Here is a 14,530-nt window from a genome sequence, read left to right on the forward strand (position 1 = left end):
TTAATTAGTTTTTGGTCGTTATTTAAGTCTCTTTATGTGGGCTTTTCTGTTGTTAATGACGGATTGCACTTATTTTCTCTAATTGAGGTTATTAGTCAGCTTGCAATAAATACAACAAGCAATTTAAGTTTTAGTTAATACTTGAATCTCAGTATTTTTGGTTTTCAGTATTCAATGAAATACACTTACCTGACAAGAGAAAGAACTCTGTAGCATTTGGAGTCTTAGTATCGGAATATCAACCTTGGTTTAAGTTCATTACAACTTAATGAAACCTTGACAAAAAATGTCTTAACTATAATTTCATAGACTAGTACATATTTTATTTATATAGTTTTTGAAATATATGAAAATCTAAACTTGTCAATCTACCATTATAGCTTAAACATCAAATAATTTAATACCAAGTTCAATTTAAAAATACTTGTGTATTTATTAAAAATCAAGAAACTTTGTTATGAGAACTTAATGCTTCCAATATGAAATTTACCTATATTTTAACTTGAATAAGTGCAATAAGTTGCTGTATTTTTCATGCTTTATAAACTAAAGCTATATTCAGTCATAGATTATGGATATTAATTGAAAATCCTCTCTATGAGGAGGTTGTAAAGCTTTTTTTCAAAGAGAATGATTGATAATTAAAATTTTGTTAAATAATCTGTAGTTTTTTTTGAAGAAATATCCCTTAATTAATCTTGCTTATTACTCATACAGGTAAAGGACGAGAAAAATATTGATTTATATGACTAATTACTGATTTAAATTATCAAATCCAAAAAAAAATTTTAAAAGTTAAAAAAATCGTAAGTATAGTTAATTTAAGCAGTTAATTGAATAACATAGAAACAAATCAATTTAATCTGGTGTATTAGATGGAATCAGTAGAAAAACAAATTCTGACTTTGAGTTATAAATTAGATGCTCTCTGTCAAAAAATTGAAGTACTCGATCAAAAACTTTCTCAAGTTATATCTAGTTGTGATTCAGAACGAAAACAATCAATACAAAACCTGTGGGAAAACATCGATGTTGAAAACTATCAATCGAGCGTACGCTTCAACACAGAGCCAGAACTGGAACACAAGGACATATTGAGTGATGGTATTTATCCTGAAGGAAATCTAGATGGTGGAGAAAAGCAGTTAACCCCAGAGATTCAAATTCAACGGCTAACAGCCCAATTAACTGCTGCATATAATCGTATTGCAGCTTTAGAAGAGCAGCTATTACTCAAGAGGATTAAATCTTGAAGCGCAGCAACAGCATATATTTTTCCTAGAAATCTAAAGTATTTATCTGTAAGTAAGACAAGAGAAAACTCATTTTTTCTTTGCCACCATAAAGATAGTGAGCGATTACAAGTAAATTTAGTTAAAAGGACTTTACAAAAAAAACATAATTCTAAGCTCCATAGTTTTCAAACCAGAGATCCTATAGGAATAAAGATGGTAAACCCAATATGCTAGTCACTTCTTAACATTTGACAGTCAATCTGGTGCAGCCGAAATGGCAAATATCTATAAAGCAAGTTGCTAGATGCATTGGACATGGGGTGATAGATCCCAGTCTCTGGCGTTTGAATTTTAATTCGTTTAATTTGAGCTCAAAGGATTTATGTGTCTCATTTAGGTCGTCAGACTCTCTTTTGACCGCAAACAAAAAATAGGATTTGACAGACAGATATTTCCCAATAAAATGCTGCATCAGCAAAGCGAACAATGATTGAAGCAACAAGCCTAAAAGATTATTTCTGCTAAAAGCCTAAATTCTACCCCAGAGGAGTGTAAGACAGGCGCAGACTTTAGCAGAGTATCTTTATCTTGGAGATATTGGAAATCCAAAGTGTGAGAGATTGTAAATTAGCGATTGTTCGAGGGAGGACTGTAGTAACGTTCAAGTTGTCCTTCTATAGCTTGCAAAAATTGCTTCTGTTGCCAATCATGACTTAGAGAAGCAGCAATACAAAGACCTCCAGCACCTACACCTTCTTTAACAAAACCTTGTTCATAAATTTGCAGTTGAGAATAGCGAGAATTAGTAAAATAGAGTTGAGTTGCAAGTAGTACTGGGGTTTGTTCTCTGAAGTTTTTTTCTTTAATAGTTTTTTCAGTAGTTTCTTCAGTAAATTTACGTTGGTGTTTACGTTGGTGTTCGCGAAGGAATTTATATTCGTGAGAACCAATTTGTTTTGCTAATTCAACGGTTCCTCCTGTGGGGTCTTCTGCAACCCAACGTGTTGTACCTACTACTACTTGTTTGGATTCCCAATTAAGATTATTTTCGTGAGCGATCGCGCTCGCTAAAGCATAAACAGCCAGCATTTGTGTACCTCCTGCTAGCAACACGCCACAGTTACGACTAGCAGCAATTGTCATTCCCGCAACAAAAACCTGCATGGGGTCGCCAACCGCAGCAATTAATTGTAATGGGCGATGAACGATATCAGTACGGAAGTCAGAGAATTGTCTTCCTGGGAATATTCTCTGATTCATCATCTCCAAACCTGTTTGCACTAGCTGTAATTTTTGTTCGTGATTACAGACTGGATGACTGCTGTTTACCTTGCCAGCGGCATTAATACCCAAAGCTGTTAAGATAGCTAGTGCCGTGGTAGTACCACCAACAACACATTCACCAATAATCAAGTACCTGTTGTGAATTTGTTTGCTTAGGCGTTCTCCCCAAAGTAAACCTCTTTCTAGTAAATGCTGTACCTTGGATAGTTCCATTGCATTTCCCTGACTCAAGCATCTTGCTGGTACGCCACCCACATCAATTACCGGTACTGGGGGGGGTTGAGGTAATCCTGTATTAAATACATGAAGTGGTATATTTAGTGATTCTATTATTGCCCTGGAAATAATTGTGGGAGAAGCTCCTGCGATTAAGGGCGGTAAAGGGTATTTAGGTTGATGGTTTGCACCATAATATAAAAATTCAGCATCTGCACAAGCAGTATATTTTCGATTTTCTGGAGTTTTACCCGCAGCAGAAATACCAGGAATTAAGGCAGTTTCTGTAAATCCTAAAACACAAGCAAAAGTAGGCTGACAGTCCCTGTATTGTTGCAGCCATTTTTTAGCTTGTTCTGTTTGAGTATAAATACGAATCACTGGTAATTAAAGATTCTTATTTTTCCTCCCCTACCCGTTCCTTATTTATTAATTACTCATAATCCATGAGTATTTGCACCCAACGAGGTGGACGGGGTATAGAATTTCCCAGACGGTCAAAAAGCAACCAAGCAGCAATATGCACTACAAATAAGTACACAAGGTTACTGGTCATAATTAGTCCCATAACTCCAATTTGAATCATTAATTCTGAAGGAGTTGCTAAAATACCAAGTTTCAAAAACAACCATTCCAGTAAATTTGTTACCTGGGATATGGTGTAGACCCACAGGTCTTGACCAGCTAAAACGGATAGCAGCCACAAACGAAAAAAGGTTCCCAAGGCTCCCAACATTGCACCGAGAGGAATAGAAACGCTCCAAGGTACGCGACGATTCCAAGTAACCCCTAGCAGGACCCCCATTAAGCCATAAGGGATAACGAACAATAAGCTACGGGTCGGTCCCATTAAAACCAACAGCAGCAACCCGGAAACCACTGCCGAAATCCACGAAGCTCGCTTACCCCAACGGAGATAAACTAGGGCAATTGGTAAGGGAAAAAACATCCGCAATAGCCCCAAAGGAATGTAGTAGTTGAGATACCAAATCAAGCTGGAGGTACTAGCTAAGAAGGCAGTTTCTACCATCCGCAACGGGGCTCCAACGGATAATTGCGGTTGAATCAGGTTGCTTGGTTGGTTTAGGTTTTTATTCAAATTTATTTGTGACTGCAGATAATCTCCGGAGGACGATCCCCTGGAATTACCTTCGGTTTCATCTGGCAGAGAATCCGAAATGCTCATATCCGAACAATTGTTACACTATGATTTTTTCCAAGGTTGATGTATCAAGAATCAAATTAAAATCATAATTCTGTTCGATCAACCCTTTCTTTTGTAACTTAGTTAAAGCCTGTGTAACTGTTTCTCGTATCAAACTGTTCGAATCTCATTTGTCATTTTTCATTTATTACCTCAACTTACCACCTTAATTTGTGACCTCAAAAATAATTGCTACACGATCATTTTTTCTAGTGCTGATATGTTGGGAATGCAGATGAAGTCATGATCCCGCTTAATCAAACCTTTCTTTTCTAACCTGGTTAAGACTCGTGTAACTGTTTCCCGCGCCAAGCCACTCAAACTACTTAATTCCCGATGGGGTAAATTCGGAATTTCAGTTCCTGATGTTCCTTGTTTACCCTGACCCTCGGCTAAAAATAGTAATGTATCTGCAACTCGCGACTGACTATCAGACTCTCGCAAGCGCAATCTCCGATTAACTTGGCGCAAACGTCTTGCCATCAACTGCGATAACCTCACTCCAGCAAGGGGTTCTGTGTGCAGTAATGTGACAAAATCCTGGGATGGCATACTGCCAATAACCGTTGGTGTAAGAGTTATCACGTCAGTAGAACGGGGCACTTCATCGAGTGCAGCCATTTCACCAAATAATTCTCCCTTACCTAAAATATTAAGGGTTACTTCTCTGCCTTCTAAGTTGTAAGTACGAATTTTGACATATCCATCCACAATAAAATATACTGAGCCGCCCCAATCATTTTCCAATAAAATTACTTGGTTCGATGGATGAGTGCGACTAACAAGATGTATGAGTGCTGGTCCTATTACTTCCTCTGATAGTCCTTCAAAGAAAGGAGCATGACGAATCCAAGAGTCATCCATTACGGCGTCTTTACTAAAGCTGCAATATACACAACAAACAAAAAAACTACTTTCAGCCTAAGCTATCAAAGCACAGCATTCTCCAAATAGAAAGCTAAACTATGTTACACAACTTTCACAAACAAGGTATTTTTTCCAATACTCAAAAATATTTACTTATGGGTTTAAACTGAGTAAATGTTTTACATCAACCCATATTTAACAAAACGTATCCAATCGGTTAAAATATTGTGCCTCATCTAGTAGACGGACTAAGTGCTGCACGGCATAATACTGTTTTTGATATCCTATTTCCGACATGAAAGTTATAACAAAGCAAAAATTAGGATCCTCAAAGGGGATTAAACCTTTATTATCACAGTGTTTACGCCCCGGACGACCTGTATCAGCAGAAATCATCCATTATGTTTGCTTTTGGTATCTATTAGGACATAAGTTTTGTCTTTTTCCCTTGAAACTTAATATGAATAATTGGTTTACTTCCGTTATCTTGTACTAAAGAAAATACATGTTTAAGTGATTCGTAACATAAATACATAAAGTTTACATTCCTCAGAGTAATTAATTTTTGCAAAATAAAGACTTGACAACAGTTGCGATCTAATATTCTCAACTGTGTGTCGAGAACTTGAAATTAACTTTTGCTGTATCCCCGGAAATGGTTGTGATCCAAAAGAAAGTTAAGGCATATAAACAGAATCATCGGCAACTAAATGAACGCGTTCAACTTGATCGTTTTACCTGTAGTAGTCGTTAAAGGTCGTAATTGCTAAAGTAATTTCCACATCCTCAGACGTAAAGTTCAAAAAACGGTATACCACTGTGACTTCCCGCACAACCGAAATCCAAAGGCTGATTGCAGATATTGAAGGTTTACTTGCCCATAAAGGCAAGCGCTTACATCGAGTTCTGGCTCAAGAGCAGGACGCACGAGAAATTTTAGAAAAAATCCGTGCTTTTCTTGTCAATTTACAAGAAAGCAATGCTGTTAGAAGCCTGGGAGAATCTGATGGCGAGCAACAGCTATCTCCATTGCTAGCAAGGTTTGTCAATCAAAGCGGTCAACTATCTCCTGGAGAGGAAGCCCAAAGCTCAGGCGAGTTGGGAATATCGCCAAGGACAGAGTTGAGAACTTTGCTCGAGCCATTAAAGCTAGAAATGCAAACCTTGTTACAAGAAAGGGCTAAGCTGGTCGAGGAAATTAGGCATTTAGAGCAAAAACGATTACAAAACTACTCGTTAGCGCAGCAAGTTGCAAATCAAGAAAGAATGATTTCCGAATTTTTGCAGGTGCTGATGAATCGTGTTCGCCCAGGTGTTAATTATAAAGCGGATGCACCACAACAAGATTTCGGTAGACAAGTAGGACAAGAAGTAGAACAAAAAGCTTTACCTGAGTTCGGTGCTGCTAGTTCCTCTACGGCTAGCAGCGACTTAAATCCAGAAGCGTTGATAGTTTCATCTGCTCCGGCTTTATCAGATTCTCTCGATCAGTTACAGCAGCTAACAAGACTTACTGGCGATTTAGACCATCGCTTGTTAGCGCTAGATAGCACCGTCAACGCGGTGTTTAACGCTTTAGAGCGTAATATTCTCACCTACCATGATTCGTTGTCTCAATCACTCTCCAGAATGCATTCTAAAGGAGTGCAAGGTGAGACATTACTGACCAATTTAATTGATAATTTAAGTCAGCATCTGCGCTCTGATAATACCATTCAAAATGCGTCTCAAAACGAAACTAAACTTGAAGATCGCAATAATTTTACAAATGTAGATTCTTTGGTTTCGCCAACTGAAGATATTCAATCATCTACTTTGATGACGGGTAATGATACTGATGCAGGTATTGTTGATAGTACAGATTCTATACCAGACTTAGATTCGATACTTTTAAATCTAGATAAAGCAAAAAATGATACTTTAGAGCCTTCTTCGGTTAATAATATACATGAAAATTCGGTAAGTTTGGACTTTGAAGATACCCAAACTGCACAATATGAGCCACAAGATAAGCCACAAAATCAGATATCTGCAAGTAATGATGTTGATGAACTATATGCCAGTTTATTTGGTCCTGGTGACATAGTTGATACTGCTGAGAATGTTAATTCACAAGATAGTACCCGAACACTGGATAATATTACAGATGAAGAGCGCAGGATAGAAGGTACTAATTTTGACTCCTACACTGTCCCTGGAACTGATACTTCTTCTCGTGAAACTGCTGCGGTAAGTGGTGAAGAAAAAGATAGTAAAGCAATCACAGAAACAAATCTTAATATTTCTGATGGGCAAAATGTTGCCGATATAACAGAACGATTAACAGTAGAAGCTAATTTGCTAGCCTCTACACCTAAAATTGAGTTACCGGTTGAACCCGAGGAAACATTCCTGGATTTGGATTCTGATACGGAAGAAAATATTCCTTCATTAAGTATAGAATCTGCCATATCCACCACAGATTCAGAGGAGTATGAAAGTCAAAATACGGTTAAGACTCTCCCGGACATTGTTACCGCTGAAGAAGTCATGGAGGATATGTGGAATACATTTCCCTTGGAAGAAAATATAGGTACTGAGGCAGAAGAGACTAAGGAAAGTGCGGAAAGTATTGTCACAGAGGATAATGTAAATAATGACACTCTTAGGTCTGATGCTTCTTTTAAGTCTGATATAATTCCAGACTCAAGCCAAGTTCCTGAATCGGAAGCAGTTCCAGGAAGGGAAAATATTCCCAACGGTGGCGATACGATCGCAGCTTTGACAGATTTATTGCCAGAACTAGGTATTCAAGGGGATATGTTTGAGGTGGAAACTTTCACTCAAGACCAAAGTATACAGAAGCAAGAAGGTCAAGATCCCCTTGATTCAGTACACCCAGCAGAAAATCAAAATCAAGAACAAACTTCATCAAGCATTTCAGAAGAAGCGGAGAAATCAGATGACTATCTTCCTGCTTCACCAGAAGAGGATTTGCTAACACAAGAACAAGCTGCAATTGATAGATCGAATCTTGAAATTTCCTTAAATTCCGAACAGCGACAACAATTAAATTGGGATTTAAATAATTTTGATGCGGAGCAAGCTCCACAGCCTCAATTAGAAAATCACGCTGAAAGTAATACTCCTCTGAGCACAAGTGCAAAGGATCTACCCAAATTAGAAATTTCTGCTTGGGAAACACCTCCTGGATATTCTGACTCAGATTCAGACTCAAAACCTACAGAGAAGTGCGCTGATACTCAGTTAGATTTAAGCCCGACTCTAGGACTTACGGAGGAAATTTCAACCCAGAACATTACTATTAGCAATACTCAAAGCAGTGATTTACAAGCCAATGATTTATCTTCCGCTACAGGAAATATAGATCCGGCTCAAGTGGATGATAAGATCAGAAATTCAGTTTGGTACTTGGGAGTCGATCTGGGTACTACTGGTATTTCTGCTGTACTATTAAATCGCTCGACCCAAGAAGTTTATCCTTTATATTGGTCCGCTCCAAACCAACCCCCACTAAATTCCGTTCAACGTTCTTTCCGCTTACCAGCTGAAGTTTACTTACCCTCCTCAACGGTTGCTTCCGAACAAACTTCAGTCAGTTCTCTAGACGAAGCTGCTGAGAAACAACCTAGATCGCCAGCCTTTGATCGCAATCTATTTTCAGCCTACTTAAAACCTTATTTACAGGTCGCTTTACCTTACAAAAACCATTCCGAAATTTCTTTGAATAAAGGGCGACAAAAATGGGAACCTCTATTACAACTCAATGAACTGTCTACCATTCCTCTAGTTTGGGTTGTGCGATCGCTCTCAAAATTATTGTTAACTTTTAAGTCTGATCGTAAAAGTACAACTTTGGGCTTAACTGCAGCAGCAGATGGTTTACCCTCTGAAACTTTTGATGTAGTCATCAATAATCTTGCTGGTGTTATCTGTACCTGTCCGTCTAATTCTTCGGAACAATATCGCTTCAATGTTCGAGAAGCTTTACTTACAAGTAAACTTGTACAACACCCCCAACAAGTATTTTTTGTAGAAGAAGCCGTTGCTGGTTTACTAAGTGAATTAGATGGTGCAAGGGGTGAAACAGTTAAATTTAAGGGTTCTAAACGCTCTTTGTTCCCCAAAAGCAATTCCCAAAGTTTTATTGGTAACACTTTGATCGTTAATATTGGGGCTAGTGCGACAGAAATGGGACTTGTTGATATACCCCAAAACTTACATGAATTAACTCATAGCAAGTTCATGTTGCATAATTTCTTCTATGCAGGAAAAGCGATCGAGCAAGATATTGTTTGTCAGTTGCTAGTTCCGGAAAAATGGCGGGAATCTCGTTTTAGCAAGCCAGAAAGTGCAAGCACCCAAAGTAATACTTCATGGAAACCATCGGTTCCTGGATTAGAGCAAATGCGCTTATCTAGTTTAGGACTGGATAAGTTGGAGTTACCGCGTCCTGGAGAAGCGGATATCAAAGCTCGGATTCGTTTGCAACAACGATTAGAAAGTTCTGTATTAGGACAAGCGATACTTAACGCTGCTGGTGCTTTAAAATTAATTTTGCAACAACAAGAATCTTTTCAGATTGAACTAGCAGATCAAAGATGGGTTTTACAGCGTAGGGATTTAGAATCTCAGGTATTTGTTCCTTTTGTTAGACGTTTGAATCGGGAAATTAATCGATTGCTCGTAGCTCGTGGAATTCCGACAGAAGCTGTTGACCAAGCAATTCTAACTGGTGGTGTTGCTTCATTGGGTTCTGTAAGTCGCTGGTTGCGCCAAAAACTTCCCAATGCCAAAATTATCCAAGATTCCTATCTTGGTGAAGATAATACTCCTAGATGTACGCGTGTAGCCTACGGTTTAGCTTTATTAACCTTACATCCCCAAGTATTGGAAATTCCCAGACAACAATACACCGATTATTTTCTGTTTACAGAATTATTGCAGTTACTACCCCAACGAGCGGTATCATTTGGCGAATTAATTCAGTTATTTGAAGGTCGTGGAATTAATACTCGTAGTTGTCAGCAACGTTTATTAGCTTTTCTTGAAGGTGAATTACCCCAAGGTTTGATACCTGAAGCTGAGAATTCTCAATGGATTACCCATGGTTCTTTAGAAAACCCTTATTACAAAGCAATTGCAAATGCACCTTTGTTTGAAAAACAAGGTAGTCTTACCTATCGTCCAAATTTAGGACAGTTGGAGCGTTTACGTCGCTACTTAGATGTAATTCAAGCAAGTACTCAGCAATCCTTAAAAGAACCTTACACTGTGAATTTTGTTGTGGGTGTGCAAAAGGAATGAGTAACAAGTAATAAGTAATAAGTAATAAGTAATAAGTAATAAGTAAGGAGTAAGGAGTAAGGAGTAATAAGTAATAAGTAATGAGTAATAAGTAATAAGTAATAAGTAATAAGTAAGGAGTGAAGAGTTCAGGAGTCGGGAGTTGTTTAACTTATGTCCTACGGACACGCTAGAGCCTGCGGCGACGGCGGAGGGAGCCTCTAGCTATAGCTGCGCTACCTACGGAGCCGCTACCTTACGGATCCGCTAATGACTTATGTCCTACGGACACGCTGTGCTAATGAATTTTGACTTTTAACTTCCCCTGGGGTGCTTACTACTCAGTATGAGAAAATACCCGACAATGAAAAAACATTAGGATATTACTGGACTTATATTGGGAACTTTCAAGCGATGCAGCGACGGTCTTTTTTAGTTACAGCTAGTTCATTTGCTCTATCACAGCTGCTAGTTGGGTGTGGAGGGAGAAATCAAGAAACCCTGAAAGTTTCCTTATTAAATGGTTCTATCCCGGGTCAAGTTGTGGGGAAGTTTCGTAAAAGTTTGCAAGGAGGGGTAAATCTAAATTTTTCGGCGGTAGCACAGTTAAAAAGTTCATATAAGAATTTACAAACTTGGCATTCTCGAATCAATGGTAAAAAAGACGAAGGTTGGCTTTCTTCATTACCTTTTGGACCATGGCGTCCCCTTCCAGTAGCAGATTTGGTCACATTGGGTGATTATTGGCTAGCAGCAGCAATCGAGCAACAATTAATTCAACCACTTGATGTAAGTGAAATCAAAGAATGGTCTAACTTAGATCGAAAGTGGCAAGAATTAGTTAAGCGTAATGATAAGGGTTTGGCAGATTCGAAGGGAAAAATTTGGGCTGCACCTTATCGTTGGGGTAGTACGGTTATTGTTTATAATCGCGATAAATTTAAAGATTTTGATTGGAAACCCCAAGACTGGAAAGACTTATGGCGTCCGGAGTTGCGATCGCGAGTTTCTTTGCTGAACCAATCAAGAGAAGCGATCGGTTTAACTTTAAAAAAAATAGGTAAATCTTACAATACTCAAAAGCTGAGTGAAGTACCTCAACTAGAGTCTGAACTTCGCGCTTTAAATAAACAAGTAAAACTGTATAGTTCCGATAGATATATTGAACCGTTAATTATTGGTGATACTTGGATCGGTGTGGGTTGGTCAAGTGATGTACTTCCCTTAATTGCTCGTTATCCTCAACTTACTGTAGTTATCCCCAGTTCTGGAACAGCACTATGGGCTGATTTATGGGTACATCCAACGAATAAAAACACAAATAAAACTAACTTATTTTATAAGTGGATTGATTTTTGTTTGCAAAAAGATATTGCTAAACAAATTTCTTTATTAACTAAAACTAATTCCCCAATCAATCTTAAAATATCAGCAGATGATATTTCTCAGCCTTTGAACAAAATCTTGACTGATAACTCATCTACTTTGGAAAAAAGTGAATTTTTATTACCTTTACCAAAGGAAGCAGCCCAAGAGTATGATTCTTTATTTGCCAAAATTAAAAGTTAGCAGAGCAGGAAGCTTTTACCGCTTTGCGGAGGTCATTAGCATCGCGTGTCCGTAGGACATTAGTTAAACGACTCCTGAACTCCTTACTTCTTACTCCTTATACCAAATCCGATTTTTAAAACCCCTTTATATTTTTTGGGATTTTCCCCCACACTTCCCACACCTCCCACACTTCCCTCTCTCATTCTAAAAAGGGGTAATTAATCCGGATTTAGTATTACTCCTGACTCCCAATCTAAAAACTCATCTCTAAAAAAGTTTGAGTATTCATCTTTATCTGACACAAAGGTTTAATAGTTTGAAAATTGCAAGTGTAAGTTGCTAAGAGTTCCTTTTGATAATTAAAAACTCTCATGTTGTATTTGTTACCGCGTACTACACCACCCAAGTAATTAACAAAGTTGTAACGCTCTAGATAGTCAAGCAGCGTCCAAATTTGTTCGTTTACAATTAAATCTACTCGCCCGGGTCTGATTTTAGTAGCAGGATATGCAATCCAATTATCCAATAATTTGTTCTGTGAATTTTCTTTTGCCCACCACAAACTAGGAATAGTGAGTTGCTCTTGGGAAATTGTGTTAGCTGTTCTAACTAAACCTCTGGGATTATTCAATAATTCCAGTTGTAGAGGTTCGTCAGAAGGTAATGGGATGGGGGCAACAGAAACATCTTCTGCTGCAGAAATTTCACTTCTGAAACAGAAAATCGTGCCAAGTGTAATACCTAAGATTAGTATTGCCGGTCGCATATTTTATCCGGTTTTCTATTAAATATTGGTTTAACAGATTCAACTAATAGTTTTTCTTGACAATCTATAAACAACCAGGGATTTTTTCAAAATCGAGACTTACAACAGTATTAGATTTTATTTTGAGGACTTGGTTATGATGATTTTAGTTTCCAATTTTTTGAACTATTCAATTTTTTGAACTATTCAATTTAGTGACAGATAAATTAACTAAAATGCTATTTTAGCAAAGGCAAATTAATTTTAGGTATTTTATCAATATTTTTTCATGATTAACGGTAGATAAATTTTCATTCTCCCTGTAGATACAGTAAGGTGAAATAATTTGGGAATATTTATTCATGTATCAAAAATATTAATTGTTGATTTTGTATTTAAAAGTTCATTCTAGTAGATAAAGATAGTCACACTACATAGGCACAAAATGATATTTATGTAAGATATATTTCAATCAAATAGTATTCCCACATATTCATTTTTGAATACATGTCAAATATCAAATATTTCCTGGGATATTTTTCCCGAAGCGACTTGGGTTACTGCACCACTCATTATAATATTAAAATCTTCATTTACTCGAATTGAAATTAAACCACCTGGCATTTTTACAGTAATTTTTGTATCACATAAACCGAGTTTATAAGCCACTGCTGCAGCTGCGCTACTACTGCTACCTGAAGCTAACGTATAACCTGCACCTCTTTCCCAAATTTCAATTTGAATATTATTGCGATCGAGTATTTTCATAAACTGAACATTGGTACGCTGGGGAAATAAAGGATGGTTTTCAATCTGTGAGCCATATTTTTTTGCTATTTGTGAATCGACTTCTGGCAAAATAATTACACAATGGGGATTCCCGATGGTTGCAGCAGAAAAGTTAAACTCCTTATCACCAAGATTAATTTTTTGATTGATAACTTCTCGAGCTTCTCCTGCGACAGGAATATCATTACTCCAAAAACTAATTTTTTCCATTTCTACCCGAACCATCTGTCCAGAATTATCAACTACAGATTTAACGATTCCTCCAATTGTTTCAATTGAAAATTGTTTGTTTGTAACTAATCCCATATCCCATAAATAGCGGGAAAATATTCGCAGTCCATTACCACTTTTTTCTGCTTCACTACCATCAGGATTAAAAATGCGTAGGGAAAATCTGTTCGTTTTAGGTTGTATTGTTCCGAGTAAAATTCCATCAGAACCAATTCCAAAATGACGGTCGCATATTTTCTGAATATTTTCGGGTGTCAATTCAGTTATTAAACCCTGAGAGTTTAACTCTTGAGAGTTTAAATCCTGAGAATTAACAACTAAATAGTCATTACCCAGTGCATGATATTTATGAAATTTCATTTTATGAAGAAATAAATACTTAAACTAAAACCAACTCCAGCGATCGCATAACCGATCAAAATAGGATTTAATTTACGAGCAATATAAGCACTTCCATATCCACCAATTAAAGCGCCAACACCCATGATTATTACTCTGTCCCAAACTATCGCATCTGACAGTGCTAAATTTATAATTGCTACACCATTAATACAAGTAGCTAACCAACATTTGTAGGCACTCATGATATGTATATTCTGAATACCAGTCATATTTAAAACCGCAAGCATCAATATACCTGCACCTCCACCAAAAAAACCACCGTAACTTGCAACAATTAACTGCAAAAGCACAACTATTAATATTCGTAGACGCGAATTAGTTTTAAACGATCGCTTGACGCCAATTTTTAACCTCAATTTTCTCAAAGCAAATATTCCAGTTGCACCTAACATTAAGAATGGAATTAAGCGAGCAAAAATTTGCGGTGGTGTGTATAGCAGTAAATAAGAACCAAAAATTCCTCCCACTACACTCGTAATAGTTAATAAAAATAGTTCCGATCTGGGATTGGAAAGTTCTTGACGGTAAGCAATAGTACTCGCAAAAGTACCGAACCATAAAGCAGTCTTATTTGTTGCATTAGCGTAAATCGGTGGTACTCCTACAATTAAAAGTGCGGGAAAAGCAATTAACCCACCACCTCCAGCTACGCTATTAATAATTCCTGCACCTAAAGCTGCTAGAAATAGTAAAAATGGTGAAAAATCATGCATTTATGAG

Annotated in this window: 10 protein-coding genes; 3 read left to right on the forward strand and 7 right to left on the reverse strand. The window is 37.4% G+C overall.

From position 1 onward, the window contains the following. Positions 1-875 precede the first annotated feature (875 nt). The gene (locus BC008_RS12185) at positions 876-1,253 is read left to right on the forward strand and encodes a hypothetical protein (protein WP_027844369.1); all 378 of its coding nucleotides are present in this window, start codon (positions 876-878) and stop codon (positions 1,251-1,253) included. Between the two features lie 609 nt (positions 1,254-1,862). Here the strand turns inward: BC008_RS12185 and cobT are convergent. From cobT to BC008_RS12200, 4 genes are all read right to left on the reverse strand, one after another. Continuing rightward, a complete protein-coding gene (gene cobT / locus BC008_RS12190; RefSeq protein ID WP_027844368.1) occupies positions 1,863-3,116 on the reverse strand; it encodes a nicotinate mononucleotide-dependent phosphoribosyltransferase CobT in 1,254 nt (417 codons plus the stop codon). Positions 3,117-3,168: 52 nt separating this feature from the next. After that, positions 3,169-3,921 carry a DUF2232 domain-containing protein gene (locus BC008_RS12195; RefSeq protein WP_027844367.1) on the reverse strand — a complete coding sequence of 251 codons (753 nt, stop codon included), beginning with the start codon at positions 3,919-3,921 and terminating at the stop codon, positions 3,169-3,171. A gap of 13 nt (positions 3,922-3,934) precedes the next feature. Continuing rightward, positions 3,935-4,054, reverse strand: coding sequence for a helix-turn-helix domain-containing protein (locus BC008_RS52695; RefSeq protein WP_072207703.1), 120 nt, complete (start codon positions 4,052-4,054; stop codon positions 3,935-3,937). Positions 4,055-4,131: 77 nt separating this feature from the next. After that, the gene (locus tag BC008_RS12200) at positions 4,132-4,803 is read right to left on the reverse strand and encodes a Crp/Fnr family transcriptional regulator (RefSeq protein ID WP_027844366.1); all 672 of its coding nucleotides are present in this window, start codon (positions 4,801-4,803) and stop codon (positions 4,132-4,134) included. Between the two features lie 822 nt (positions 4,804-5,625). On the opposite strand from BC008_RS12200, the gene BC008_RS12205 reads away from it, so the two are divergent. Beyond that, entirely contained in the window at positions 5,626-10,113 is a 4,488-nt protein-coding gene (locus BC008_RS12205; RefSeq protein ID WP_027844365.1) for an acetate and sugar kinases/Hsc70/actin family protein, read from the forward strand. A 393-nt stretch (positions 10,114-10,506) separates the two neighbouring features. After that, on the forward strand, positions 10,507-11,661 hold the full coding sequence (locus BC008_RS12210; protein WP_027847021.1) for an extracellular solute-binding protein: 1,155 nt from the start codon (positions 10,507-10,509) through the stop codon (positions 11,659-11,661). Positions 11,662-11,896: 235 nt separating this feature from the next. Here BC008_RS12210 and BC008_RS12215 read toward each other — a convergent pair whose 3' ends face one another. From BC008_RS12215 to BC008_RS12225, 3 genes are all read right to left on the reverse strand, one after another. Further along, a complete protein-coding gene (locus BC008_RS12215; RefSeq protein WP_027846863.1) occupies positions 11,897-12,409 on the reverse strand; it encodes a hypothetical protein in 513 nt (170 codons plus the stop codon). A gap of 489 nt (positions 12,410-12,898) precedes the next feature. Next, positions 12,899-13,768, reverse strand: a complete 870-nt coding sequence (gene dapF / locus BC008_RS12220) for a diaminopimelate epimerase (protein ID WP_027846862.1) — start codon at positions 13,766-13,768, stop codon at positions 12,899-12,901. Further along, positions 13,765-14,523 carry a sulfite exporter TauE/SafE family protein gene (locus BC008_RS12225; RefSeq protein WP_027846861.1) on the reverse strand — a complete coding sequence of 253 codons (759 nt, stop codon included), beginning with the start codon at positions 14,521-14,523 and terminating at the stop codon, positions 13,765-13,767. The genes dapF and BC008_RS12225 overlap by 4 nt, the downstream gene beginning before the upstream one ends. Positions 14,524-14,530 lie beyond the last annotated feature (7 nt).

Source organism: Mastigocoleus testarum BC008 (genome assembly GCF_001456025.1).
GTDB classification, from domain to species: domain Bacteria; phylum Cyanobacteriota; class Cyanobacteriia; order Cyanobacteriales; family Nostocaceae; genus Mastigocoleus; species Mastigocoleus testarum.